The sequence below is a fragment of the Hymenobacter agri genome, assembly GCF_054778495.1.
Genome location: NZ_BAAGZM010000930.1, coordinates 1 through 1195, shown reverse-complemented (window position 1 = coordinate 1195; position 1195 = coordinate 1). Strand labels below are relative to the sequence as shown.

The following is a 1195-nucleotide window of genomic DNA, read 5'->3' as shown; positions in this document are numbered from 1 at the left end:
GCGGCCGCCTAGCGCACCCGCACCGGCTGGATGCCGGCGTGCGTGGGCACCACCGGCCGGATGCTGCCGTCGGCGTTGAACTCCAGCTTGTCGATGCACACTTCGCGGTTGAAGCCGGCGGCGCTGCCCATCGTGATGCCTTTGGGGTAGGTGAAGCGGTGGTACACGAGGTACCACTCATCGCGGCCCGGCACCTGGATGGTGGAGTTGTGCCCTGTGCCGAAAATGCCCGCCGCCACGTTTTTACTGATGACCAGATTGTTGGCCGGCACCGTGATGGGGCCGAGCGGCGTGGTAGCCGTGCCGTAGCGCACGCGGTAGTCGGCGTCGCGGGTGTCGTTTTCGCTCCACATGATGTAGTAGGTGCCGTTGCGGAACAGCACGTGCGCACCTTCGCGGAAGGTGGCATCGGGCGTGAGCACGCGGGTGGTGCCGGGCTTCAGGCTCACGAGGTCGTCGTTCAGCTCGGCGCCGGCCAGGTAGCCGTTGCCCCAGTAGAGGTAGTTTTTGCCGCTCTGCGGGTCGTGGAAAACGGCCGGGTCAATCTGCTGGCCGCCTTTCACGCCCTCGGGCAGTTGGTCGAGCAAGGGGCGGCCGGTATCGGTGAAGGGGCCGGTAGGGCTGTCGCCCAGCGCCACGCCAATTTTGGCACCCGCGCAGAAATAATAGGCGTAGCGGTAGCCGGTGGCCGTTTTCTGCTCCAGCATGCAGGGAGCCCAGGCGCTTTTTTTAGCCCATTGCACGTCCTTCGGCAAATCAAGTATCACGCCTTCGTCCTTCCAGTTCACCAAATCGGGCGAGGAAAACGCCTTGAAGTAGGTGCCTGACCAATCCGTAAAGCCGTCGCTCGTGGGGTAGAGGTAGAATTTGCCGGTTTTCTCGGCGTAGATGATGGCCGGGTCGGCGAAGTAGCCGTTCAGGGCCGGGTTGTGGGTTTCGGCGAGGCTGACGGTGTAGGTGCGGGCCTGGTTGGTGCCGCGCACGGTGTAGCGCACGGGGCCTTTGGTGAAATTCTGCGGGCCGGCGGGCTGCACGGCCACGCCCGCGAAGGTGGTAAACTGCGGGTCGAAAGCCTTCAAATTCGTGCCCGGCTTGGTCAGGAAGGCAATTTTGCCGGCCGCCGAATCAACCACCGTGTTCTGGACGCGCAGGGCCGGGTTGCGGGCCGACAGCAGCACCGCGGCCGGCGTGAGCC

1 protein-coding gene is annotated in these 1195 nt (G+C 64.7%); it reads right to left on the bottom strand.

What is annotated here, in order from left to right:
* Nucleotides 1–8 precede the first annotated feature (8 nt).
* The coding region (locus ACYVDE_RS23460; protein ID WP_460503945.1) for a family 43 glycosylhydrolase at nucleotides 9–1195 on the bottom strand (1187 nt) is incomplete at its 5' end.